23 protein-coding genes and 1 pseudogene are annotated in these 23,932 nt (G+C 71.7%); 15 read left to right on the forward strand and 9 right to left on the reverse strand.

The annotated features are described in order from the left end of the window. Positions 1–95 precede the first annotated feature (95 nt). The 4 genes from ACIPSA_RS25985 (at position 96) to ACIPSA_RS26000 (ending at position 4,805) form a co-directional block, all read left to right on the forward strand. Entirely contained in the window at positions 96–2,039 is a 1,944-nt protein-coding gene (locus ACIPSA_RS25985) for an N-acetylmuramoyl-L-alanine amidase (RefSeq protein WP_402638406.1), read from the forward strand. A gap of 116 nt (positions 2,040–2,155) precedes the next feature. Then, positions 2,156–2,899 (forward strand): methyltransferase domain-containing protein, encoded by a 744-nt coding sequence (locus ACIPSA_RS25990; protein WP_402638407.1) that lies wholly within the window; start codon positions 2,156–2,158, stop codon positions 2,897–2,899. Between the two features lie 138 nt (positions 2,900–3,037). Then, positions 3,038–4,474: a WGR domain-containing protein gene (locus tag ACIPSA_RS25995; RefSeq protein WP_402638409.1), complete on the forward strand. Its 1,437-nt coding sequence runs from the start codon at positions 3,038–3,040 to the stop codon at positions 4,472–4,474. 115 nt (positions 4,475–4,589) lie between these two features. Further along, a complete protein-coding gene (locus ACIPSA_RS26000) occupies positions 4,590–4,805 on the forward strand; it encodes a hypothetical protein (protein WP_402638410.1) in 216 nt (71 codons plus the stop codon). Positions 4,806–4,875: 70 nt separating this feature from the next. On the opposite strand, the gene ACIPSA_RS26005 is transcribed toward ACIPSA_RS26000, so the two are convergent. The 5 genes from ACIPSA_RS26005 to ACIPSA_RS26025 form a co-directional block, all read right to left on the reverse strand. After that, positions 4,876–5,577: an SDR family oxidoreductase gene (locus tag ACIPSA_RS26005; RefSeq protein ID WP_402638411.1), complete on the reverse strand. Its 702-nt coding sequence runs from the start codon at positions 5,575–5,577 to the stop codon at positions 4,876–4,878. 134 nt (positions 5,578–5,711) lie between these two features. Continuing rightward, on the reverse strand, positions 5,712–6,446 hold the full coding sequence (locus tag ACIPSA_RS26010; protein ID WP_402638412.1) for a TIGR03943 family putative permease subunit: 735 nt from the start codon (positions 6,444–6,446) through the stop codon (positions 5,712–5,714). After that, on the reverse strand, positions 6,443–7,477 hold the full coding sequence (locus tag ACIPSA_RS26015; protein WP_402638414.1) for a permease: 1,035 nt from the start codon (positions 7,475–7,477) through the stop codon (positions 6,443–6,445). Before ACIPSA_RS26015 ends, ACIPSA_RS26010 begins: the two co-directional genes overlap by 4 nt. A gap of 123 nt (positions 7,478–7,600) precedes the next feature. Further along, a complete protein-coding gene (locus ACIPSA_RS26020) occupies positions 7,601–8,455 on the reverse strand; it encodes a lysozyme (protein WP_402638416.1) in 855 nt (284 codons plus the stop codon). 405 nt (positions 8,456–8,860) lie between these two features. After that, positions 8,861–9,400, reverse strand: a complete 540-nt coding sequence (locus tag ACIPSA_RS26025; protein ID WP_402638418.1) for a hypothetical protein — start codon at positions 9,398–9,400, stop codon at positions 8,861–8,863. A 192-nt stretch (positions 9,401–9,592) separates the two neighbouring features. On the opposite strand from ACIPSA_RS26025, the gene ACIPSA_RS26030 reads away from it, so the two are divergent. The 8 genes from ACIPSA_RS26030 (at position 9,593) to ACIPSA_RS26065 (ending at position 18,198) form a co-directional block, all read left to right on the forward strand. After that, positions 9,593–10,057, forward strand: a complete 465-nt coding sequence (locus ACIPSA_RS26030) for a hypothetical protein (protein ID WP_402638420.1) — start codon at positions 9,593–9,595, stop codon at positions 10,055–10,057. A gap of 121 nt (positions 10,058–10,178) precedes the next feature. Then, positions 10,179–11,819 carry a multicopper oxidase family protein gene (locus tag ACIPSA_RS26035; RefSeq protein WP_402638422.1) on the forward strand — a complete coding sequence of 547 codons (1,641 nt, stop codon included), beginning with the start codon at positions 10,179–10,181 and terminating at the stop codon, positions 11,817–11,819. 260 nt (positions 11,820–12,079) lie between these two features. Then, the gene (locus ACIPSA_RS26040) at positions 12,080–13,093 is read left to right on the forward strand and encodes a sugar ABC transporter substrate-binding protein (protein ID WP_402638424.1); all 1,014 of its coding nucleotides are present in this window, start codon (positions 12,080–12,082) and stop codon (positions 13,091–13,093) included. Positions 13,094–13,163: 70 nt separating this feature from the next. Further along, complete coding sequence (locus ACIPSA_RS26045) at positions 13,164–15,593, forward strand: nitrate- and nitrite sensing domain-containing protein (protein WP_402638426.1); 2,430 nt, start codon at positions 13,164–13,166, stop codon at positions 15,591–15,593. A gap of 11 nt (positions 15,594–15,604) precedes the next feature. Further along, positions 15,605–16,036 (forward strand): roadblock/LC7 domain-containing protein, encoded by a 432-nt coding sequence (locus tag ACIPSA_RS26050; RefSeq protein ID WP_402638428.1) that lies wholly within the window; start codon positions 15,605–15,607, stop codon positions 16,034–16,036. 1 nt (position 16,037) lies between these two features. Beyond that, positions 16,038–16,397, forward strand: coding sequence for a DUF742 domain-containing protein (locus tag ACIPSA_RS26055; RefSeq protein WP_402638430.1), 360 nt, complete (start codon positions 16,038–16,040; stop codon positions 16,395–16,397). Positions 16,398–16,429: 32 nt separating this feature from the next. Further along, entirely contained in the window at positions 16,430–17,044 is a 615-nt protein-coding gene (locus tag ACIPSA_RS26060) for a GTP-binding protein (RefSeq protein WP_402638432.1), read from the forward strand. A 137-nt stretch (positions 17,045–17,181) separates the two neighbouring features. Continuing rightward, complete coding sequence (locus ACIPSA_RS26065) at positions 17,182–18,198, forward strand: NAD-dependent epimerase/dehydratase family protein (RefSeq protein WP_402638434.1); 1,017 nt, start codon at positions 17,182–17,184, stop codon at positions 18,196–18,198. Positions 18,199–18,213: 15 nt separating this feature from the next. Here ACIPSA_RS26065 and ACIPSA_RS26070 read toward each other — a convergent pair whose 3' ends face one another. Beyond that, positions 18,214–19,326 (reverse strand): sensor histidine kinase, encoded by a 1,113-nt coding sequence (locus ACIPSA_RS26070; protein WP_402638436.1) that lies wholly within the window; start codon positions 19,324–19,326, stop codon positions 18,214–18,216. 2 nt (positions 19,327–19,328) lie between these two features. Beyond that, complete coding sequence (locus tag ACIPSA_RS26075; protein WP_402638438.1) at positions 19,329–20,075, reverse strand: response regulator transcription factor; 747 nt, start codon at positions 20,073–20,075, stop codon at positions 19,329–19,331. A 115-nt stretch (positions 20,076–20,190) separates the two neighbouring features. On the opposite strand from ACIPSA_RS26075, the gene ACIPSA_RS26080 reads away from it, so the two are divergent. From ACIPSA_RS26080 to ACIPSA_RS26090, 3 genes and pseudogenes are all read left to right on the forward strand, one after another. Continuing rightward, positions 20,191–20,898 (forward strand): glycosyltransferase family 2 protein, encoded by a 708-nt coding sequence (locus ACIPSA_RS26080; RefSeq protein ID WP_402638439.1) that lies wholly within the window; start codon positions 20,191–20,193, stop codon positions 20,896–20,898. Beyond that, positions 20,895–21,512: a DUF2064 domain-containing protein gene (locus ACIPSA_RS26085; protein ID WP_402638441.1), complete on the forward strand. Its 618-nt coding sequence runs from the start codon at positions 20,895–20,897 to the stop codon at positions 21,510–21,512. The genes ACIPSA_RS26080 and ACIPSA_RS26085 overlap by 4 nt, the downstream gene beginning before the upstream one ends. Beyond that, a pseudogene (locus ACIPSA_RS26090) lies at positions 21,509–22,021 on the forward strand (methyltransferase domain-containing protein); the annotation flags it as partial. The gene ACIPSA_RS26085 and the pseudogene ACIPSA_RS26090, both read left to right, overlap by 4 nt. A gap of 128 nt (positions 22,022–22,149) precedes the next feature. Here the strand turns inward: ACIPSA_RS26090 and ACIPSA_RS26095 are convergent. Together ACIPSA_RS26095 and ACIPSA_RS26100 are read right to left on the reverse strand one after the other, a co-directional pair. Further along, on the reverse strand, positions 22,150–22,620 hold the full coding sequence (locus ACIPSA_RS26095) for a hypothetical protein (RefSeq protein ID WP_402638442.1): 471 nt from the start codon (positions 22,618–22,620) through the stop codon (positions 22,150–22,152). Beyond that, positions 22,620–23,846: a molybdopterin-dependent oxidoreductase gene (locus ACIPSA_RS26100; RefSeq protein ID WP_402638443.1), complete on the reverse strand. Its 1,227-nt coding sequence runs from the start codon at positions 23,844–23,846 to the stop codon at positions 22,620–22,622. Before ACIPSA_RS26100 ends, ACIPSA_RS26095 begins: the two co-directional genes overlap by 1 nt. Between the last annotated feature and the right edge of the window lie 86 nt (positions 23,847–23,932).

A 23,932-nucleotide genomic window follows, 5' to 3' on the forward strand; every position in this document is an offset into this window, starting at 1 on the left:
CCGCGTCCTGATTGCGACGAGCCTGGTTGGAGACACCTGCAATGAAGAAACGCTTCGCCCGCCATGTCCCCGGCGTCGTTCGCAGACACCGCCGAATGATCTTCGTGACCGCCTCGGCGGCCCTCATGGCTCCGGTGGTGACTCCGCTGCTGACCGGCTCGCCGGGCGTCGTGACGGCCGACCGGCACCTGGAGAACGACTTCAGCGCCGCCGCGGACGAGTATCGCGTGCCGCGGAGTGTGCTCATGGGCGTGTCCTACATGCAGTCGCGGTGGGACTTCCACGGGGGCGCCCCGAGTGTCGGCGGCGGCTACGGGCCGATGCACCTGGTGGACGCCCGGTTGGCCCAGAGCCCGTTCCCGGAGGCGCCCGAGCGCGGGGGTGCCGTGGCGCTCGCCGGACCGTCCGCGTCGACCGCGCCGAAATCCTCGGGCGGCCGTTCCGAACAGCCGTCCGGCCTGCAGCGGGCCGCCAGTCTCACCGGGACTCCGGAGGGTCGGCTGCGGACGGACGCCGCCGCCAATGTGCGCGGCGGCGCGGCACTCCTCGCGGACACCCAGAAACGGCTCGGCAAACCGCTCAGCGACAACCCGGCGGACTGGTGGGACGCCGTGGCACGCTTCCCCGGGGTGGGCGACACCGCCTCGGCGGCAGCCTTCGCCAACGACGTCTTCGGGGTGATCCTGCGAGGCGCGCACCGCACCACCGACACCGGACAGTCCGTCAACCTCCCCGCCAGCCCGGATCTGCGCCCCCACCCCCTGCGCCAGAAGGACACGGCTCCGGCGAAGGACGTCGAGTGCCCGCCCGAGCTGTCCTGCTCCTGGCTCAGCGCGCCGTACACGGCGATCGACGACGACGCGTACGGCAATCACGACCTGGGCGACCGTCCCACGGACCAGAAGATCGAGTACATCGTCATCCACGACACCGAGGCCTCCCTGCGGTCCATGTTCCAGACCGTGCAGGACCCGACCGAGGCGTCGTGGCACTACTCGGTCCGCTCCAGCGACGGCCACATCACCCAGCACATCAAAACCAAGGACGCGGCCTGGCACTCGGGCAGCCAGTTCGTCAACGCGCGCTCCATCGGCATCGAGCATGAAGGTTTCCTCACTCAGCCCGACGCCTGGTACACGGAGCGGATGTACCAGTCCTCGGCCCGCCTGGTGCGCTATCTGGCCAAGAAGTACGACATCCCGCTCGACCGGCAGCACATCTTCGGCCATGACAACGTGCCGGCCCCGACCGCGGACAGCATCCCCGACATGCACGACGATCCGGGCCCCTTCTGGGACTGGCGGCACTACTTCGACCTCCTCGGCGCGCCCCTGCGTGCCACGGCCGGACCGGACAGCCCCATGGTGACCGTGCTGCCGGACTACCCCACCTACAAGCCGCGGTTCACGGGATGCGCCGGGCACGGTGTGCCGTGTGCGCCGCACGGCTCCAGCGCCGTCCGCCTCCACACCGAACCGGCCGACGACGCCCCGCTGATCCAGGACCCGGGCCGGCGCCCGGACGGTGACGACTCCACCGAGGACGTCAACGACCTGGGTTCGCGGGTCTCCGCCGGCCAGTCCTACGCGGTCGCCGAGCGCCGCGGCGACTGGACCGCGATCTGGTACCTGGGCAAGAAGGCCTGGTTCAAGAACCCGAAGAAGCACCCGACGGCCGTCGGTGCGGCCGGCCGGATGGTGACTCCGAAGGAAGGCCTGAGCGAGATTCCCGTGTTCGGGCGCGCCCTCCCGGAGGAGGGCGCGTACCCGGACGGGATCACGGAGCCGGCCGAGTCGCCGCTGCCGTACACCCTCGACGAGGGGCAGCGGTACGTGACGATGTCCCGCACCACCGGTTCCTACGTCGACAGGTCGACCTTCGAGTACACGCCGAGCCCGGTGGTGAAGGGCCGGGAGATGTACTACGAGATCCAGTTCGGCCACCGGCTCGCCTACGTCCGGGCGAACGACGTGGACGTGGTGGACACGCCGGGCCTGGCGGGCCCGCAAGGACACGCGGCGGACGGTCCTGGGACGTGACGGGCAGCGGACGCGAAGCCGCCCCCGCCCGATCAGAGTGTCGCACGCGGGTCCGACGCCGGGGACTTCGCTCCGGGCAGGGGCCGGACCCCCGCCTGTTTCGCATACTGAGCGGCATGGCCATCTACGACACGCTCGGCACGACGTATGCCCGGACCCGACGGCCTGATCCGAGGATCGCCGCCCAGATCCGCACCGCGCTCGGGAACACGACGGACGTGATCAACGTCGGAGCCGGCACCGGTTCGTACGAACCGCCGCGGACGGTCCTCGCGGTAGAACCCAGCCAGGTCATGATCACGCAGCGGCCGCCGGACTCCGCTCCCGCCGTACAGGCGGTCGCGGAACGGCTCCCGCTGCGCGACGACGCGGCCGACGCCGTCATGGCACTGCTGACCATCCATCACTGGACCGATCCGGCGGCCGGAATCGCCGAGCTGCGCAGGGTCGCCCGCCGCCGGATCGTCGTCCTGACCTGGGATCAGGACGTCTTCCGTGAACGGTTCTGGCTCGTACGGGAGTACCTGCCGGCGGCGGCCGCGCTCGACGACACCCGCGCCATCCCGATCGACCGCCTTGCCGAACTGCTCGGCGGGGCCCGTCAGGAGCCGGTCCCGGTCCCCCACGACTGCTCGGACGGGTTCGGCGCCGCGTACTGGCGCCGCCCCCACGCCTACCTCGACCCTCAGGTGCGGGCGGGAATCTCCATGTTCACCCAGGCCGGCGAGGAGCGGATCGCTCCCGGCCTGCGCCGGCTGGCGGACGACCTGGCGGCCGGCCGCTGGCACACCCGCCACTCCGGCCTCCTCGGCCTCGACACCATCGACGTCGGCTACCGGCTCCTGGTGGCCGACCTCTGACGCCTCGTACGGTCCCGGGAGGCCGGCCGACGCCGGCGGACGGACTCGTTGTCAGTGCCTTCCCCTATGTTTTCGATCAACGAAGGGCGCACCGCCGGGCGGTCGCGCCTGCGGGGTCGTACGCGGGAGGGAACGGTCGTGGCGGAGACGACATATCTGGAGCTGTCCGAGGACGGCGACGGGGCGCACAAGTTCTACGAGGTGACGGTCGACGGGACCACCGTCACCGTGCGCTACGGCCGCATCGGCGCATCGGGGCAGGTGCAGACGTCGTCGTTCGCGACACCGGCCAAGGCACAGGCGGCCGCGGCGAAGAAGATCGACCAGAAGGTCCGCAAGGGGTACGCGGCGGCCGTCCCCGGTCAGCGTGCGCCGCGTTCCGTGACGCGGCGCCAGGTCAGCTCCGCACCGTCGACGGCACGTGTCACGGCGCCGGTGCCGTGGCGCCTGCGCACCGGTTCGGCCGCGTTCGGCATCCATGTCGACGAGGACCGCGTCTGGGTGGGCAACCAGGCCGGCGACGTCCACACCCTGGACCACGACGGCGAGGTGCTGGCCCGTTACCGGCTCCCCGACGGTGTGAAGTGCCTGGTGGCGGACGACTTCTGGATCTACGCGGGGTGCGACGACGGCAGGGTGTACGACCTGTCCTCGAAGCTGCCCTTCGCGGCGTACGAGATCGCGGCGAACGTCGACATCTTCTGGCTGGACATCCATGAAGGAGTGCTCAACGTCTCGGACGAGTCGGGCGGCCTCACCGTGATCGACCACGAGGACGAGCACCAGTGGTCACGGCGGTCCTCCGGCCGCGCGGGCTGGATGGTGCGGGCCGACGAGCGGGCCGTCTACCACGGCCACAGCAGCGGGGTGACGGCCTACGCCCCGGACGGCGGCCGCGAGTTGTGGCACACCGACACGCGCGGCGGTGTGCTGTTCGGCTGGCAGGAGGCCCTTTCGGTGTACGCGGGGACGGGCCGTCACGTGGTGCAGCGCCTGTCGAAGGCGACCGGGCAGGTCGAGGGCGTCTACGCGTGCGACGCCGTGGTGTACTCGTGCGCCACCGCCCCGGGCGGCCGCTACGTCTTCGCCGGGGACAACGCCTCCTCCGTCTACTGCTTCGACGCCTCGGGCACCCGGCTGTGGAAGCTGCGCACGGGCAACGGCTCGGCCCTGTCCATGCAGTACTTCGACGAGCGGCTGTATCTGGTGACCACCGACGGGTCTCTGGTGTGCGTGGACACGTCGGAAGCGGCCATCGCGGCCGCCCGGCAGGGCTCGGTGCCCGTCGCCGTCGACGTGAAGTCGGCCGCCGCCCTGCCCACCTACAACCCGGCGACGTCGGTGTCCGCGCTGGCGACCGTCAGTGCCCCGCCGGCGGGCGGGGTCGTCGTCGAGTGCGTTCAGCAGGCCGGCCGGATGCGGGTCCACGTGGTGTCGGAGGGCTTCGAGCCCGGCTGGAACGTGCAGTTCCCGCGCGAGATACGAGAGCCGGGGGCGCGCTACGTGGTCGACGGCGTGCACGCGGCGGCCGGCGGTTTCTACCGGGTGCGCGGGGAGATACGCCGGGTGCGGTGAGCCGTACGGGTTTCTCCGGGGCCGAGTGGGCCACGGCGCCGACGGCGAACCGTCCGTGCCGATCACGCTGGGACGGTGTCCGCAGGACCGACACCCCGTGATGAAGGAGAAGAGGATGCCGATCGACACGGTTGAACGATTCCTGGCCGCCCTGAGCCCGCGCGCCCGGGACTACGTCCAGCAGCAGCCACACGAGGAGCAGGAAAGGCTCGCGGCGGCCTGGGAGTCGGAGCTCGTGCAGGACACGGACCTCGACACCCTGAGCGAACTGTCTCCCGCCGCCGCCGAGCACGAGGCGGCGGCCCGGGTCCTCAAAGGGCTCTTCGAGTAGGCGACGCCCGACGTCGTGACGGCCCGCGGCTGTACGTTCCAGCCGCGGGCCATCCATGTTCCGCCTGCCGTCACTGGGCGAGCTGCTGGTACATCGACGCCACGTCTCCCGACAGCGCGCCCTTGGCCCAGCGGGTGATGTCGTCGGCGAGCACCTCGTACGCTCCGGACTCGATGCCGTCGAGGGCGGCCGCGGCGATGTCGTGGGGGCTGGACTTCTGCGCGTCGAGGCCGGCCGTCATGTCGGTGTCGACGTACCCCATGTGCAGACCGGTGACGGCGATGCCGCGCGGCTGCAGATCCAGCCGCAGGCTGTTGGTCTGGGACCATATCGCGGCCTTGGAGGCGCTGTACGCGCCGCCGTCGGCGAGCCAGGACAGCACGGAGTGCACGTTGAGGATGTGGCCGCCGCCGTTGCGCTCGATGATCGGCACGAAGGCACGGGTCAGCAGAAGGGGACCGTAGAAGTTGGTCTCGAACTCCCGGCGGATGTCGTCGACGGACGAGGTCAGGAAGCGCGTGCCGGTGGCGACGCCCGCGTTGTTGATCAGGACCGTGACGTCCTGCGCCTGCGCGGCGACGGCGGCCACGGAATCGGGATCGGTGACCTCGAGCGCCAGCGGGGCGGCGTCCGGGTGGGTCACGGTGCGCGGGTCTCGCGCGGTGGCATAGACCTTTTCGGCACCCCGGGCGTACAGCTCGTCCACCAGCGCCCTTCCGACGCCGCGGCTACCGCCGGTGACGAGGACGACGGAGTTCTTGATTGCAGTCATGACACACTCCCAACGAGAAAACCGATCGGTTTCCACTAGGGTAAACCGATCGGTTTCCAGTTTCAACGCGATGCCGGAGACTGCGACCGGCACGACGGCACGAGGGGGCCGTCCACCCGGACGGGGGCCGTCCGCTAGGAAGGGACGAGCGGCAGGTCGTCCGTGTACGCGTTGACCGGCGGGGCGATGGGCTGCAGGTGACGCGCGTCAAGGGCCGCCTCCGCGGAACGCGTGCCGAGCGCGCCCTTGGCGTGCCATGTGCCGGTCACCGCCAGCCAGGTGTTGGCGGCCGGGACCTCCGCCCCGTACACGCGGACCTTGACCGTCTGCGAGTCGGCGGCGCAGCAGGTGAAGATGATCCGGGTCAGATACCAGCCGCCCCCCTGCCCGGCCGGGGTGGCGAAGCCGGTCAGCCGGACGCTGCGGCCCTTGAGAGCGAGCGTGCGGTCCTGCTGGACGCGGGTGGTGAAGTCCGTGAGCGTCATGGGCAGCGGCGAGACCGAGGGCAACGCGTCGAACCGCTTCCGCTGCTCGACCGCCTTGTTGTTGGAGTGCGCCGCGGTGTACGCGCCGAGGGCGGGCGGGGCGTAGAGCAGGAGGCTCAGGGCGGGAAGGAAGAGCAGCCAGGCGATGCGCGGTGCGGTGGAGTGGTCGTGGCCGTGGCCGTGCGCGTGACCGGCGTGTTCGTCGCGTCCCCTGTCCAGCGCCGCGCCCGCGAGGCCCAGCAGCGTGAGCAGCACGCCGGAGGCGATCAGTACCGGGCGCAGGCCTTCCTTGACGTAGCGCAGGTAGAGGTCGGTGAACAGAGCGGCGTGCAGCAGGCCGATGCCGGTGAGCACCAGCAGCAACACCTGGGCATGGCGCTTCACAGCAGCGCGCCTCCGATCAGGATGCCGGCGGCGACCGCCGTCACGGTGGTCGCCGCGGAGAAGCGCCAGGCGAAGGCGCGGCCGAAGGTGCCCGCCTGCAGGGCGATCAGCTTCAGGTCGACCATCGGGCCGACCACCATGAACACCAGCCGCGCGGTCGGTGAGAAGCCGGTGAGCGAGGCCGCGACGAAGGCGTCGGCCTCCGAGCACACCGCCAGGAGGACGGCGAGGGCCGCCAGGAAGAGCACCGAGAGCCAGGGCGAACCGGAGAAGGCGTCGAGGACCGAGCGTGGCACCATGACGTTGAAGGTCGCCGCGGCCATGGCACCGAGCACGAGGAAGCCGCCGGCGTGCAGGAAGTCGTACTGGAAACCGAGCCGGAACTCGGTCCAGCGGTGGTGGCCGTGCTGGTGGCCCGTGTGCCGGGCGGCGGGCCGCAGCCATTCCTCCTTGCCCAGCCAGAGCCACAGCCAGCCCATCACCGCGGCGGTGAGGAGCGAGGCGAGCAGTCGGGCGGCGACCATCGCGGGGTTGCCCGGGAAGGCCACGGCGGTGGCGGTCAGCACGACCGGGTTGATCGCGGGCGCGGAGAGCAGGAAGGCGAAGGCCGCGGCAGGGGTGACGCCCCGGCGGATCAGGCTGTTCGCGACGGGTACGGAGGCGCATTCACACCCCGGCAGGACCGCTCCGGCCACGCCGGCCACCGGAACGGCGAGGGCGGGGCGCCGGGGAAGCACCCTGGTGAACAGGTCGGCCGGCACGAAGGCGTTGATCGCGCCGGACAGCACCGTGCCCAGCAACAGGAACGGCAGCGCCTGGACGGTGATGGCCAGGCAGACGGTGCGCCATGCCTCCACGGCCGGATGGTTCAGCCAGTGGGTTCCGGCGAGCGCGAGCGCCACGGCTGCGGCGCCTGCCGCCGTGGAGATCACGGCGGCGAACGGCCGCGGGAGCAGCCGGCGCCTCGGCGGGCTGACGGGTACGACCGCCACCCCTCCTGCCGTATCAACCAGTTCATCCGCCTTTGGCATTTTTACTCCAAATATCGGATCCGTGGCCGAAGATAGGCGAAGAGGGCGGTCAACGCCGGGCGCACACGCCGCCTGATGCGAAGAGGGGATTCCCGGGGATTCCCACCAGCCGATGACGGAAGGTCAGCCGGTCGCCAGCGACCGCAGTTTGTCCGTGGAACCGTTGAATCTGTCGCGGTCCCCGACCACCTGACCGGTCGAGGTGTACTGCCACATCGTGTACGTCGACCAGCCGGCCGGCAGCGCCCCGACGCTCGACGCGTATCTGGCGACCCAGAGGGGGTTCTTCGCGCCGAAACCGCTGTAGTCGCCGGTGCACTCGTTCCACCAGCTGGTTGCGGTGTAGATCACGGCGTTGCGGCCGGTACGGGTCTTGTACCGGTTCAGGAAGTTCCGGATCCACGTGACCATCTCGCTCGGCGTCATGTCGTAGCAGGAATCGCCGTAGGGGTTCCATTCGATGTCGAGAACGCCCGGCAGCGTGACGCCGTCGCCGCTCCAGGCGCCGCCGTGGTCGACGAAGTAGTCGGCCTGGGAGGCGCCGCCGCTGGAGTCGGGGGTCGCGAAGTGGTACGCGCCGCGGATCATGCCGACGTCGCGCGACCCGCCGTACTGCCGGGAGAAGTAGGGGTTGGTGTAGTAGGTGCCTTCGGTCGCCTTGGTGTAGGCCCATTTGACCCCGTCGCCCCACAGCGTCGGCCAGTCGACGTCGCCCTGGTAGCTCGCGACGTCGACGCCTTCGGTCTGACCGGCGCGCGAGTCGGCGGGCGTTCCGGTTCCGCTATGGCCGTCATGGGTCAGGACTCCCATGCCCATGTAGGCGGAGCCGCGAACCGGCGTGCCGCCGGTCGGCGTGGGAACGGCCGCCGCCGACACGAGCAGGGTCAGAGCGGTGGCCGAGACACCGGCCGCGAGGAGGCGGACACGGCGGGCCCGCAGGGTGATTGCTCTGTGTATGGATCGTCGCACGCACACCATCTGACCCACAGTCGCCCGTTGTCGCACGCCAAGGACCGCCCGAAGAACGCCGATCGAGGACAGAAGGCTCCGTTCGAGTGAGCCGGGCGCCGCAAGAGGTTCCCGCGCTCTTCGCGCGTGGCGAGCCGGAGGGTCAACTCCTCGGGCGGTATGCCGACGCCCGTCGCCCCGACGAGCTCCGAGGGCGCACCCGGGACCCGGAGCAGGGCGTGGTGGCGATGCGTCGCCCTCGTCCGAGAGACGGTTCGGCCCGGACCGCCTCGCCCCAGAGACGGTTCACGGCCGGCCGGTCTTCGGCCGGCAGGCGTCGGAGCACGGTGCCTACGACGAAGCCGAGCCCGTGCGCGTGCCCGCGCGCGTGCGCGTCGAGGAGTTCCGCGGGGGACGGTTCCTGCCCCGGCCGGATCACCGGCCCGTCCCGTGGCCCCGGCGCTGAGCGACATTCCAGTCGGAGGGCAGGTCCGCGTCGCAGAAGACGCAGACGAAATCACCCTCGCGCACCACATTGACCTGCCGGCACGACACACAGCGCCGGAACACCACCTCGTGGGTGAAGCAGGCGGGACGAACGAGCCCGGCCCGGTCCAGGGCATCCGCGACGGCCGGCCACGAGTCGACGTCCGGGCAGTAGCCGGTCGACTGGTTGCTGACCTCGTCGACCGCCCACCGCCCGGCATCCTCCCTGAAGCTCATCTCGCCGGCGCTCAGCACCGCCCTTCCCCCGGCGCAGACGACATGCTCGCTGCGGCGCGGTGCCAGTCGCAGCACGCCCTCGGTGTCGACCACGAAGGTGAACGGTTCGGCCAGTTCACCCGGGCCGCGAGCCGACACCCAGCGAGCGAAGTCCGCCGCGGAGCGGATGCCCTCACCTGCTCCGTCCGGCCGGACCAGACCCTTCAGGTCGGCGGGTCCGACATAGCCGTATCTCCGTACAGGCGCTCCCATGACCGTGTGCAACCCCCGCCCTGCATCGAGGCGCGCGGTCGAATCGCGACCCGAAATACGAGATCCGCGCGGCTTGCCGATCGATCATGCACTGAGCGCGGCGTCGACGCGCACTACTCCGTGCGAGTGGTGCATCCGCCCGGACGGTCGTAGCGTCGATACAGAGCCGATCACCCACGAGCGGGAGCAATGATGGCAAGACCAGCGTTGTACACGGCGATCATGCTCGGGGCGGGCACCTTGTTCACGACGGCGATGACGACGGCCTCCGCCGTCCCGGCGGCGTCCTCGCAGGCCTCACCGTCGGTGACACGCCAGTCCGATCCTGTGCTCGTCAACTGCTTCATGCAGCCGGACGTGCACCCCAAGGACTTCATCCTCGCCTGCGGCGACGGCAACAGCCGCCTGGTGGAGATGCACTGGTCGGACTGGGGTCCCAGTTCCGCTACGGCCGTGGGGGTGAACGTGGTGAACGACTGCAAGCCGTACTGCGCGGCGGGCACGTTCCACGGATTCCCGGTGATCATCCGGCTCGACCGCCCGGAGCCCTGGAAGAAGGACCCGCAGGTGCGGCACTTCACCCGGATGAGCCTCACCTACACCGACACCCGGCCGGACGGATACACCCGGGTCATGACCTACCCCCTGTGGAGCTGACCCCGGATCGGGTGAAGAGCCGCCGATCGCACACGGCGCGGATCGGTCCGGCTTCCGACACCACCCAACGTCTCGCCCCCGGTTCCCGGACATATCAGCACAAAACGTGTGTTATTCAGTCATGCACACACCTTCGCGCCGTACCTTGCTTCGTGCCCCGATCGCGGCCGTCGGCTCGGGAATTCTCGCCGGCTGCTCCGACTCCGGCCCGGAATCGCAGTCCAGACCCGGCCTCGGGTCCGGGGCAATCACGGACAGCAGCGGTTTCGTGCCCAAAGGTCCCAAGGGATATGTGAACCCCTCGGGGCCGGAAGTCCGCGCCGTCGAGCGGAAGCGCGGGTCCGGCCCTGTGCGCACGTACAAGTTCACCGCCGCCCCGGTGACCGTCGACCTGGGCGGACGGAGGGTGAGCACCTGGGGCTACAGCGACACGCTGCCCGGGCCGCTGGTCCGGGTCACCGCCGGGGACGTCCTCAGCCTCACCCTGGCCAACCGCCTGCCGGCCACCACCACCCTCCACTCCCACGGCGTGCGCCTGCGCTGCGACATGGACGGCGTGCCCGACCTGACCCAGCCGGCCATCAAGCCCGGCACGGACTTCGCCTACCGCTTCACCGTCAGCCACCCGGGCACGTACCTGCTGCACTCCCACGTCGGGCTGCAGCCCGACCGCGGCCTTTACGCGCCGCTCATCGTCGACGACCCCAAGGAACCCCTCGCCTACGACAAGGAGTGGCTGATCGTCCTGGACGACTGGGTCGACGGCGTGAACGGATCCACCCCCGACCATGTCCTCTCACAGCTCCTCCCTCCGGGCAAGCACGTGACGATGGAGGGCATGGACATGGCCATGGGTGCCGAACTCGGCCATGCGGGCCCGAGCGGCTCCCCGAGCGGGCACTCCTCGGACAAGCGGTCCGGGCCCTCCCGTGTCCTCCACAACTCCTTCAGCCGCATGCTGAAGAGCGAGGGCGGCAGCGTCGCCTACCCCCACTACCTCGTCAACGGGCGGGTGTCCTCGGCCCCGTCGGTGTTCCAGGCCCGGCCCGGCGACCGCATCCGGCTGCGGATCATCAACGCGGGCTCCGAAACCGCCTTCCGCGTCGCGCTCGGTGGCCACACCATGACCGTCACCCACACCGACGGCTACCCGGTCGAGCACAAGCGCACCGACGCGCTCATCGTCGGCATGGCCGAGCGCTACGACGTCCTCGTCACCGCCAAGGACGGCGTCTTCCCCTTCGTCGCCGTGGCCGAGGGCAAGAACGGCCAGGGACTGGCCCTGCTGCGCACCGGCAAGGGAAGAGCCGTTCCGCCGGCCAATGCCCGACCGGACGAACTCGACGGTGAGTTGGTGCCTGCCCGACGCATGAGACCGCAGGAGTCCGTGGACCTCGGCACACGCGAACCCGACCGCCATCTGTACGTCAGACTCACCGGCGGTATGAAGCGGTACGACTGGGGTTTCGACCACAAGCCCTACTCCGTCACACAGCGCCACCCCGTCCGTCAGGGCGAACGCGTCCGGCTCACCCTCGTCAACGCCACCGACATGTGGCACCCCCTCCACCTGCACGGCCACACCTTCGCCCTCTCCGCCCTCTGGGACGCCGGAGCCCGCAAGGACACCTCGATCGTCCTCCCCCACCGCAAGCTCGTCGTCGACTTCATCGCCGACAACCCCGGCCTCTGGATGCTCCACTGCCACAACCAGTACCACTCGGAAAGCGGCATGATGACGGTCCTCGGCTACCTCACCTGACCGAGCCCGCCTGCCCGGACCGCTGCTCCCCGCCCGGGAGCAGCAGTTCCGCCCGAATCAGCACCCGCACAACTCACGTACACCTCGCAGATCATCACGATGCGGCAGCGACAACGCTTAACCGTGATTGCTCACTTGACTACCTGCGGTCACACACGATTGGCTCCGGCCAGGAGAGTCGCCCGGTCGGCACATATATGCGCCACGGGTTGCGATCCATCCCCCGCATGCTCGGCCGCACAGCGAGGTGCCGCACCCTCATGAACACTCCCCCTCCCCTTCGCACCCGCCGCAGACAGGCGCACGGCATGACGCCGGCCGCGGTGCTGGTCGTCACCTGTCTGCTCATATCCGGCTGTTCCGGCACCGACGGCGCTGGGTCGCAGGCGAGCACCGGCGGGGCGGGCACCGGCCGGATGACGATAGCCCTGGTCAGCCACGGCAATCGCGGTGACGCCTTCTGGGACCTGGTGCGCAAGGGCGCGGAGGCCGCGGCCGCCAAGGACAACGTCGAACTGACATTCGCGAGCGACTCCGACGCCTCCGGACAGGCCGAGCTGGTGCGGGACACGATCCGGGACAAGGTCGACGGCATCGCGGTGACACTGGCCAAGCCGGAGGCGATGAGGGGCCCGATCGCCCAGGCGAAGGCGGCGGGCATTCCCGTGGTCGCCCTCAACTCCGGCATCGACGACTGGAAGTCGGAGGGCGCACTGGAGTACTTCGGCCAGGACGAGAGCGTCGCGGGCCGGGCGGTCGGCGACAAACTGGACGACCTCAGGGCCGAACACACCCTGTGCGTCATCCATGAGCGCGGCAACATCGCCCTGGAGGCGCGCTGCGCGGGGGTGAAGAAGACGTTCGGCGGCCGGACGGACATGCTCTACGTGGACGGCAGCGACATGGACGCGGTGACCGAGTCCATCACGGCCCGGTTGCGGCAGGACCCGAGCATCGACGAAGTCGTCACGCTCGGTGCGCAGTCCGCGCTCGCCGCGGTGAAGTCGGTCGAGCAGGCCGGCAGCAAGGCGCACGTCGCGACCTTCGACCTCAGCAAGGACCTGGTCAAGGCGGTGCGCAGCGGGGACGTGCAGTTCGCCGTGGACCAGCAGCCCTATCTGCAGGGCTATCTCGCCGTGGACTCGTTGTGGCTGTACCGGACCAACGGCAACACCAGCGGCGGCGGCGTGGCTCCCGTGCTCACCGGTCCCGCGTTCGTGACCAGGACGAACGTGGCCGCGGTGGCGAGGTACGCCGCCGACGGCACCCGTTGACCGGGCACGCAGTCACCCCTCGCGCTCGTCGCACACTCCCCCGCCCCGCTGACCGCCCTCTAGGACGACGATGTCTCCACGGACAGGTGCCCGGCGCCGTCTCGGCTCCATACGTCTCTCCCTGATCCTGCTGGCGCTCGTGCCGAGCGTCACCCTCACCGCCATGTGGGGCGTGACGACGACACAGATGTTCTCGGAAGGACTACGGCTGCGGTCCCAGACGCAGTTGAGCAGGTCCACCGGGGCCATGGGCACCGAGGCCACGCTCGCCCTGCAGCAGGAGCGCAGTCTGTCGGCCGTGTGGGTGGCCTCGGAGCACGGCTCCCGGGCCACGCTCGACGCGCAGCGCAAGAAGCTCGACGCGCAGCGGAAGAAGACGGACGAGGCGGTCGCCAAGCTGGTCGACCGGGCGGACGCGATACAGAAGGCACCCTCCCGCGTCAAGGACAGGCTGTACTCGGTCGTCGCCTCGGTGAGCAGCCTGGAGTACTACCGCGGCCAGGTGGACAACCCCATCGACATCACCGCCGCGCAGGCGCTGGACCAGTACACCTCGATCATCGACGACCAGATCCACGGCTTCCAGGAGCTCTCCCAGGTCGACAACGGCGACCTCACCTCGCAGGCCGGTCCGCTCGTCGCTCTGGAACACGCGGCCGAGCTGGTCTCCGAGGAGGACACGCAGCTCACGCTGGCCGGTCCGGCGGGGTACATGGACGAGAAGGCGTGGGCCGAGTTCGCGCAGTTGGTGAACGCCCGCCGCTGGCTCGTGCAGGACCAGATCACCCCCTCGCTCTCCGGCGACGCGAAGCGGCAGACCGAGCGGATCCTGCAGAGCACGGAGTGGCGGACCCTGGAGTCCGTCGAGGACAAGGTGCTCGCGGCCCGCGCGACCATGCGCAAGGACCGCAGGATCGCCCTGCCGGACGTGCAGGAGCAGTGGCGCGCCGCGCTGGTCAAGGTATCCGGGGAATACTCGGCCCTCATCCGGCAGCAGACGACCGATCTGCTCCAGCACAGTGCCGACAACGCGCACGGGCTGCTGGTCACCGCCGCCTCCCTGAGCGTCGGCGGGCTCGTCGCCCTGTTGCTGTGCGTCGGCATGTCCTGGCGCATCACCCGTTCCCTGTCCCGGCGGCTGCGCGGCCTCAGGGTGGCCACCCTCGGCCTGGCCGAGGAGCGGCTGCCCGACGTGGTCGCCCGGCTGGACCGTGGCGAACGGGTCGACGCGGAGCTGGAGACCCCGCCGCTGGACTACGGCGAGGACGAACTCGGCCAGGTGGCCAAGGCGTTCAACACCGCGCAGCGCACGGCCGTGCACACCGCGGTCGAGCTCGCCGACATCCGGCGCGGCTTCCAGAAGGTGATCCTGGGCATCGCTCGGCAGAGCCAGAACCTGGTCAACCTGCAGCTCAGCAAGCTCGACGGGCTGGAACGGCAGCACACGGACCCGGACATCCTCAAAGGCCTGTACGAACTGGACTCGACGGCGAGCCAGTTGCGCCGCTACGAGGAGAACCTCGTCATCATCAGCGGCGAGCGGCCCGGACGCAGCTGGACCGAGCCGGTCGCGCTGATCGACATCCTGCGCAGCGCCGTCGGCGAGGTCGCCGAGTACCAGCGGGTCGACGTGCGCACCGACGAGGAGGTCAGCCTCGCCCCGCCCGCGGTCGCGGACGTGATCCACCTGTTGGCCGAACTCATCGACAACGCGACCGTGTACTCCCCCGCGCCCAGCCCGGTCGAGGTGCGCGCCGCGACGGTGGCCAAGGGTCTGGCCATCGAGGTGGAGGACCGTGGTCTTGGCATGTCCGAGGAGGACTACGCCTCGCTCAACGCCCAGTTGGCGGTGGAGCCGAAGTTCGACGTGGTGGCGCTCGCCGACGACCTGCGGCTCGGCATGTTCGTGATCGCCCGGCTCGCCACCCGGCACGGCATCGCGGTCACGCTGCGCCCGTCGCCGTACGGCGGCACCACCGCGATCGTCCTGGTGCCGCACGAGATCGTCGTACGCGAGGCCCCCGTCCCGCCCGCGCCGAAGGACCCGCACGAGAGGGCCGGCACCACGACGGACGAGAAGGAGACCGAGGCCGCCCCGCCCCTCGCCCAGCGGGCCCGCCCCGCCGAACCGGCCCGGACCGCCGGCGCCCGGCGGCAGCCGCCCCGTTCGGACCGGCCCGGGGGTGGCGGCGGACCCGCCCCGCTGCCGCGCCGTGTGCCGCAGACCAGCCTGGTGCCGGAACTGCGCGAGGAATCCGCGCCGTCCGAGGAGAGCGGTTTCCCCGACGACTTCACCGCGGAACGCGCCGCCTCCTCGCTGGCCGGCTTCCAGCGCGGAACCTTCCGGGCACGTGACGAGGACGCCGATCCGCAGTACGACCAGGCAGAGGCAACCGCACCAAGGGACCCGGAGGTACCCGTCCCCGCCGCAGCCGAGCTCTCGGCTCCGCCCGAGCAGCCGGACCCCCGCTCCTCGACTCCGCCCGCCGACCGTTCATGAAGGACGCCGACATGACCCGCCCCACCCCCGCCACGCACGCCCAGCTCGACCAGCTGCTCACCGGACTCGTCGACCGGGTCGCCGAGGTGAACCACGCCGTCGTCCTGTCCGAGGACGGACTCGTCGTCAGCAAGTCCACCGGGTTCCTGCGTGACGACGCCGAACGCCTGGCGGCGACCGCGTCCGGTCTGATGAGCCTCAGCAAGGGCGTCAGCATGGACTTCCGCGGCGGCCCGGTGCGCCAGGCCCTCATCGAGATGGCCAACAGCTATCTGATCCTGACCGCGGCCGGCCCCGGCGCCCACCTCGTCGTCCTCACCAGCCAGGGCGCGGACGTGGGTGTGGTGGCGTACCAGATGAACATGCTGGTGAAGAAGATCGGCGAGCACCTCAGCGCGGCACCGCGTGCGGGCGTGATCACCGCTGCCGAACGCGGCGACTGAGGTGAGCGGAGGCGACGCGGCGGGCCGTCTGGTACGGCCGTTCACGCTGACCGGCGGACGGACCCGGCCCAGCCGCGCCGACTTCACCCTGATCACGACGGTGACCGCGGTGGATCCGCAGCCCGAGTGGGCCGGCCGGCTGCAGCCCGAGCACGCCCGGATCCTCAGGCAATGCGCGCAGCCGATCGCCGTCGCCGAGCTCGCCGTCCACCTCGACCTGCCCATGAGCGTCGTCGTCATCCTGCTCTGCGACCTGCTGGACGCGGGCCGTATCACCGCCCGCCCGCCGCACCCCGTCTCCCGCGCCGAACCGGACCTGGAGCTGCTGCACAAGGTGCGGGACGGCCTCGGGCGCCTCTGAGACCGACCGAAGACGAAAGGGCACCGCCACGCATGGCCAGCCAGATCCGCCGCACGGGCCCCGGCTCCGCCGCCGGGGCGGTCGCCGCCCCCGACACCGTCAAGATCCTGATCGCGGGGGGATTCGGTGTCGGCAAGACCACGATGGTCGGGTCGGTCAGCGAGATCGTCCCCCTGCGTACCGAGGAACCGCTGACCGCCGCGGGCCTGGACGTCGACGACCTCGAAGGAATCGAGGAGAAACGGTCCACCACGGTGGCCCTGGACTTCGGCCGGATCACCATCGGCAGTGATCTGGTGCTGTACCTCTTCGGCACCCCCGGGCAGCAGCGGTTCTGGTTCATGTGGAACGACCTGGCGGTGGGGGCGCTGGGCGCCGTGGTCCTGGTCGACGTCCGCCGGCCGCGGGCCAGCTTCGCGGCCATCGACTTCTTCGAGCGGCGGGGCATCCCGTTCGTGGTCGGCGTCAACGGCTTCCACGGGCGCCACCCGTACGCGCCCGAGGAGATCCGCGACGCCCTGGCGCTGCCCGAGGACACCCCTGTGCTGCTGTGCGACGCGCGGGAGCGCGAGTCGTCCCGTGACGTGCTGATCGCCCTGATCGACCGGCTGATCGCCTCGGCGGTCCGGGCGGGCGAGCACGGCTGAGGGTCTGCGCCGGCGTGGTGCGGTGTCCGGCCGTACCCGGCCTTGGTCTCCTGCCGCCGGGGTCCGCCCTTACGGAGTGGTGACGTGCCGGGCGCGGTCGTGCCGTCCGGTCGTGTCGCGGGCCTAGCGTGTGGGGCATGCGCGTACTGGTCACCGGCAGTGCCGGATTCATCGGGTCCCAGGTCGTCGAGGCGCTCGCGGCGCGCGGGCACGAGCCCGTGGTGTTCGACGTGCGGACGGACCCGGGCGGCGACGTGCGCGACCCCACGGCGGTCGCCCGCGCCCTGTCCGGCGTCGACGCCGTGTGCCACCAGGCGGCCATGGTCGGCCTGGGCAAGGGGTTCGCCGACGCGGCGGAGTACGTCTCCCGCAACGACCTGGGCACCGCCGTGCTGCTCACCGCCATGGCGGACGCGGGTGTCCGACGCCTCGTCCTGGCCGGGTCGATGGTCGTCTACGGAGAAGGCCACTACGAGTGCGGGCGGCACGGGACCGTACGGCCGGGGCCGCGGGCCGTCGCCGACCTCGACGCGGGGCGCTTCGAGCCGATGTGCCCGGGGTGCGGGCAGGAGCTGACACCCGGGCTGGTCGGCGAGGACGCCCCGGTGGACCCGCGGAACGTGTACGCCACGACCAAGCTCGCGCAGGAGCATCTGGCGGCCGCCTGGGCGCGTTCGACCGGTGCGGCGGCGGTGTCGCTGCGCTACCACAACGTGTACGGGCCGGGGATGCCCCGGGACACCCCTTACGCGGGCGTCGCCTCCTTCTTCCGGTCCGCGCTGGCCCGGGGCGAGGCCCCGCGTGTCTTCGAGGACGGCCGCCAGCGGCGGGACTTCGTGCACGTACGGGACGTGGCGGCGGCCAATGTGGCCGCGCTGGAGGCGGATTCGGCCGCCGGTGCGCTGACCGCGTACAACACGGGCAGCGGGGAGCCGCACACCGTCGGCGAGATGGCACGGGCGCTGGCCGCCGCGCACGGCGGTCCCGAACTCGTCGTCACCGGGGAGTACCGGCTGGGCGACGTACGGCACATCACGGCGGACTCGTCGCGGCTGCGGGCCGAGCTGGGCTGGAAGCCCGAGGTCGGATTCGAGGCCGGGATGCGCGAGTTCGCGCGGGCGGAACTGCGCGGCGGGGAACCGGGCGGGCGGTGACCGTCGCCCCGGGCGTCACCGCTCGGCCGCGGGCAGCGTCACCTCGAACCGGCAGCCGCCGGGGATGTTGCGCACGGCGGCCCGGCCGTGGTGGGCCTCGACGATCCCGCGGACGATGGCGAGGCCCAGGCCCGCCCCGGCAGGCGGCGTGCGCGCGTGCGTTCCGCGCCAGCCGGTGTCGAAGACCCGCGGCAGGTCCTCGTCCGGAATGCCGCCGCAGCCGTCGGACACCGACACCACGACACCGTCGGCGCGGCGTTCGGCGGCCACCGCGACCGTCCCGTCGGCCGGTGTCCGCCGGATCGCGTTGACCAGCAGGTTGCCCAGCACCCGGCTCATCTCCTTGCCGTCCACCTCGACCGGAACGGGTTCGACGCGGTCGCCGACGAGCCGCACCCCGAGTTCGCGGGCGAGCGGGTCGGCTCCCGCGAGGGCGTCGCCCACGAGGTCGTACAGGGACATCCGGGACGGGGACAGGGCCAGGGTGCCGGCGTGGATGCGGGAGAGTTCGAACAGGTCGCCGACCATGTCGTTGAGGCGCTCCACCTCGGCGCGGATCTGCTTCAGGTAGCGGTCCGGGTCGGCGGCCACGCCGTCCTCCAGGGCCTCCGCCATGGCCCGCAGTCCGGCCAGGGGAGTGCGCAGGTCGTGCGAGATCCAGGCGACCAGGTCGCGGCGGGAGGACTCCAGAGCGCGCTCACGGTCGCGGGACTCGGCGAGCCGGGCGCTGGTGGCCGCCAGTTCCCGGCTCAGGGCGGCGAGTTCGGCGGTCGCCGGGGCGTCGGGGGCGGAGAAGTCACCGTCGTCGCCGAAGGAGCGGGCGGCGAGCTGGAGTTCGCGGCTGCGGGCGACGACCCAGCGGCCGAGCAGCAGCGCGGTGGCGAGGGAGACGACGGCCGCCATCGCGACGACCGTGGTCACCACGCTCAGGTCGTGCGCCGACAGGAACATCGCCTCCGCCACGGCCAGGGTGCCGGCGAGCATCGCGAGCACCGCCACGGCCGCCACCACGGTGAGCGACATGGTGAGCGACCGCTTCCGGGTCAGCCGCAGCACGAAGGCCCCGACGAGCCCGGACGCGGCGGCGCCGAGGAACGCGTACAGGACGATGAGGAGGTCGTCGCGCACGGTCAGCTCCCTTCCTGCCCGGTGGCGTCGAAGCGGTAGCCGACGCCCCACACCGTCCGGATGAGGCGGGGCCGGGCCGGATCGTCCTCGACCTTGCCGCGCAACCGGCGGACGTGAACCGTGACCGTGGACAGGTCGCCGAAGTCCCAGCCCCAGACCTCGCGCATGAGGTCCTCGCGGCTGAAGGCCCGGCCGGGGTGACTCAGGAAGAAGGCGAGCAGGTCGAACTCGCGCAGGGTGAGGGCGAGTTCGGCGCCGTTCTTGGTCGCACGGCGGGAGCCGGGGTCGACCCGGAGGCCGGCCGCGCCCGACGGGCTCAGGCCGGCGCCGGGCCGTGTGCGGCGCAGCACCGACTCCACCCTGAGGACCAGTTCCCGGGGGCTGAACGGTTTGGTGACGTAGTCGTCCGCGCCGACCTCCAGGCCCAGGATGCGGTCGTCCTCGTCGCCGCGCGCGGTGAGCATGATCACCGGCACCGGGCCGTGTCCGCGCATCCGGCGGCACACCTCGAGGCCGTCCATCCCGGGCAGCATCAGGTCCAGGACCACCAGGTCCGGCCAGTGTTCGCCGGCCCGGATCAGCGCCGACGGCCCGTCCGGGGCCCGGTCGACGACGTAGCCCGCGCGGTCCAGGTAGCCGGAGACCACCTCGGCGACGGTGGGGTCGTCCTCCACGACCAGGACGCGGGCATCCCCGCCGGGCCGCCGTCCGGCGGTCGTCGGCTCCTCGGATTCGTACGACTGCTGCATGCGTCCAGCCTCGCACCGCGCCCGTGCCCGTGTGGCCCTCGGGGGCAGTCCGGGCCCCGGACGTCCCTGTTTCGTAAGGAGCCGATGACCGATATATCCCGTTCGCGTTCGTAGGGTGAAAGCCGTGACGACCTCTCCCCCATCCCTGGACGTCGACGTTGTCCTGCCCTGCCTGGACGAGGCCGAGGCCCTCCCCTGGGTCCTCGCCCGCGTCCCGCGCGGCTGGCGCGCGCTCGTCGTGGACAACGGCTCCACCGACGGCTCGGCGGACATCGCCCGTGCAATGGGCGCGACCGTGGTGCACGAGCCGCGCCGCGGGTTCGGCGCCGCCTGCCACGCGGGCCTGGCCGCCGCCACCGCGGACATCGTCTGCTTCTGCGATTGCGACGCCTCGCTCGACCCCTCGCTGCTGGCCCCGTTCGTCGGCGAGGTACGCGCCGGCGAGGCCGACCTGGTGCTCGGCCGACGTCGGCCGCAGAACCGGGGCGCCTGGCCGCCGCACGCCCGCGTCGGCAACTTCGCGCTCGCCCGGATACTGCGCCGCCGCACCGGACTGCGGCTGCACGACCTCGGCCCGCTGCGCGCCGCCCGCCGCGAGGCACTGCTCGCCCTCGGCCTGACCGACCGGCGCAGCGGCTACCCGCTCCAGATGGTCGTGCGCGCCGCCGACGCGGGCTGGCGCATCGCGGAACACGACGTGCCGTATCTGCCGCGGGCCGGCGCCTCCAAGGTGACGGGCACCTGGCGCGGCACCTGGCAGACGGTACGGGACATGCGCCGCGTCCTGGCCGAAGCACCAGTCCCGGAGGGAATCCGCCGGTGACCACGCTGCTCGTCATCGCCAAGGAGCCGCGACCGGGCCGGGTCAAGACCCGGCTCACGCCCCCGTTCACCCCCCGGCAGGCGGCGTCGCTCGCCGAGGCGGCCCTCACCGACACCCTGCACACCGTGGCGGCGACCCCCGCCGCCCGGCGCGTCCTCGTCCTCGACGGCACGCCGGGGCCCTGGCTGCCGCCCGGCTTCGACGTCGTACCGCAGTGCGCGGGCGGGCTGGACGAACGACTGGCGGACGCCTTCGCCCGGTGCGCGGGCCCGGCCCTGCTCATCGGCATGGACACACCGCAGGTGACCCCGGATCTGCTCACCGTGGACTTCGCCGGCTGCGACGCGTACTTCGGTCCCGCCGAGGACGGCGGGTTCTGGGCCCTGGGGCTGGCCGAGCCCGACCCCGCACTGCTGCGGGGCGTGCCCATGTCGACGCCGGTGACCGGTGCCGTCCAGCGGGAGCGGCTCGTCGCCGCGGGGCTGCGGGTGTGCGACCTGCCCCGGCTGCGCGACGTCGACACCGCCGCCGACGCGGAGGCCGTCGCCGCCGCGGCTCCGCACGGCCGGTTCGCGGTCCGGCTCGCCCGGCTGAGGGCGGTCACGGGCCGATGAGCACAGCACACGAGATCGCCTCGCCCGACGTCACGGCGCCCGGCATCGCGCGCCCGTGGGCCGACGCCTACTCCGAAGCCGTACGCACCGGCCGGGGCCCCCTCTTCCTGCGACGCGCCGACGGCTGGCTGCTGCCGTTGGAGGTGGAGCGCTGGTGCGCCGAGGCCGACGCGGTCGACCTGGAGGTGCTGGCCCGGTGCGAGGGCCCGGTCCTCGACGTCGGATGCGGGCCCGGGCGGCTGGTGGCGGCACTCGCCGCACGGGGCCGGCGCGCCCTGGGCATCGACGTCAGCGAGGCCGCGGTCGCCCACACCGTGCGCCTCGGCGGCCGGGCGCTGTGCCGTTCCGTCTTCGACCCGCTGCCCGACGAGGGCCGCTGGGGCACGGCCCTGCTCATGGACGGCAACGTCGGCATCGGCGGAGAGCCCCGGACGTTGCTCGCCCGCCTCGGCCAACTCCTCGCGCCGGGCGGTCTGCTGATCGCCGAGACGGTTCCCGCGGACATAGACGAGCGGGTCAGTGTCCAGGTCGTCCGCCTCGGCGGCAGGGGCCCGGCCGACAGCCCGTTCCCCTGGGCGCGGCTCGGCACGCCCGCCCTCCTCCGGCAGGCAAAGGACGCGGGCTGGCGTGCCACCGCTCAGTGGACCTCGGGCGACCGGTCCTTCGTCGCCCTGCTCAGCCGCAGCACCAGCAGCAGGGCCGAACCGCCGAACAGTACGGCGGTGATCAGCAGCCAGCGGGCCAGGAAGCCGTCCGTCGACAGCCCGGCCGCCAACCGGTAGCGGCTGTCCATCCGACCGCTGATCAGCGGGAACCACACCAGGAGCAGCAGCAGGGACAGGGCCGCCGGGACCCGGACGTACATCGCCCGCTCCCGGCGGCCGGTCCCGGCCAGCCCGCGGACGACGGCCCGGTCGGCCGACGCGTACAGCGGCAGCAGCACCAGGTCGTGCAGCAGGGCCGCACCGGCGAACCACAGCACCACGCCGAGCCAGTCACCCGCCAGCAGCCGCACCCCGGCGTATCCGGCGAGCGCGAACGAACAGCCGAGCAGCAGCAGTTGCAGCGGGCTGCCGAGGGCGACAGCGATGGGGATCCGGCGTGTCATCACAGGTCTCCGAAGGTCATCCGGGCCACCCACTTGGTGTTGAGGACACCGGGCGCCGCGGGGACGATGACCCGCGCCGGGTAGCCGTGGTCGGGGGTCAGGTCCTCGCCGTTGGCGTACAGGGCGAGCAGCGAGCGCGGGTCCGCCACCTGGTTGGCGCGCAGGGCGGCCTTGCGGAAGGCGCCGTGGCGCTGGAGGGACTCGACGAACACGTCCGGTGGGTCGCCGTCGTATCCGACGAGGGCCGCGAGGTCTCGCAGCCGCACCCCGCGCCACCACTGGTCGGAGGTCGACCAGCCCTCCACGCAGGCGATGGGCAGCGCGGAGCTGTGCAGGGGCAGCCGGGCGAGCTCGGCGCGGCCCAGCCGCACGGTCCCCGTGCGCCCGGTGACCACCAGGCGCCAGGCGTCGTCGCTCGTGTCCGCCGCGGTGATCCCCGCGTACGCGGCCGTCTTGTTGATCTGGAAGCCGCCGGGACCGCTGCCGGGGTCGGCCCAGCCGTGGGGCGCGAGGAGGGCGGTCGCACGCAGGGGCTGGTCGAAGTTGCGGCCGGCGCTGGTCGCGAACACGATCAGGGATCCGCCGCCGACGAACCAGAGCGCCCCGCGCCGGGAGACGGTGGGCGGATCGGGCCGCGGTGCCACCAGTTCGCCCTCCTCGCGCATCCCGCGCAGGTTCCGTACGGCCGCGGGCAGCTTGAGCACGGTGTGCGCGACGAACGCGGCGAAGAACACCCAGGCGCCGTAGAAGTGCAGGGGGTAGAAGGAGCCGGGGAAGACGTAGTCCAGCTGGATGTTGAGGACGCCCGTGACGAACTCGAACAACGCGCCGCCGACCAGCAGCAGCAAGGAGATCCGCTCCAGGGCGTGGGCGAGGGAACGGGCCGGTGGCAGGGTGAACAGCTTCGGCACGACCGACCACAGCTTGGCCAGCAGGACGGGGATCAGGGTGAGCCCGAGGGTGACGTGGACGCCCTGGGTGAACCGGTAGAGCCAGTGCGGGTTCGTCGGCCAGGAGAACAGGTAGAAGCCGAGGATTCCCTTGTCCGGGGTCGTGTCGTTCACCGGCGACAGGTCCGGGTTGTAGGCGGCGTACGAGATCAGCCCGGTCACGAACAGCACGGTGATGCCGGCCAGCAGGACGACGCCGAGCACGGAGGTGAACCAGGGGCCGCGCACGGAGCTGCGCCAGAAGCCGGGCGAGGTGGGGAGCCGTTGGTCGCGCATGCCCCGACCGTAGGCCGGGACCACCCCCGAAATGGGTCCGCGACCCATGACGAAACGCTGACTTCCGGCCCACGCGCCACCGTCCC

Origin of the sequence: Streptomyces sp. NPDC086549 (assembly GCF_044746205.1) — a bacterium.
In the GTDB taxonomy this organism is placed as follows: domain Bacteria; phylum Actinomycetota; class Actinomycetes; order Streptomycetales; family Streptomycetaceae; genus Streptomyces.